The organism is Klebsiella sp. A-Nf5 (genome assembly GCF_002810545.1).
GTDB lineage: Bacteria > Pseudomonadota > Gammaproteobacteria > Enterobacterales > Enterobacteriaceae > Klebsiella > Klebsiella variicola.
In genome coordinates this window covers 1-395 of record NZ_PIOG01000007.1, presented here as the reverse complement: position 1 = coordinate 395, position 395 = coordinate 1, and the positions used below count along the sequence as shown (strand labels likewise).

Annotated in this window: 1 protein-coding gene; it reads left to right on the top strand. The window is 58.2% G+C overall.

What is annotated here, in order from left to right; genetic code table 11:
- On the top strand, positions 1-395 hold a 395-nt coding region (locus CWM53_RS00055; RefSeq protein WP_165784989.1), incomplete at both ends, for a type VI secretion system baseplate subunit TssG.

Genomic DNA, 395 nt, shown 5'->3' with positions numbered 1-395 from the left:
CGATGGTTATACCGCACGATCCACAACAGATTGTCCTGCCTGAACCTGCGGGTTTATCAAAAAGATCGCGTATTTGCCTGAAAACTCGGGCACTGCTGGGCAACACCGGCACTGACGTTAACAGCCAGTTACTGCTGAAACTGTATACCGAAGATGACGGAGAGGCACGCGGCTGGCTGCCAGGTGGGCAACTACATACCGACCTGCTGGTGCTGTTGCGTGTCTATCTGGGCTGGCGCTACCAGACCCGCCTGCAACTAACCTTGCCCGTCAGTCTGCTGCCTCCGGCACAGTTGGGAAAACAGCGCGTTCAGGTAAGCCGAACGGGCGTGCTGCGGGCGTCTTTTGCTGCCCCAGTCGCCGGTACGGTCACGGTCAGTCTCGGGCGTTATCAG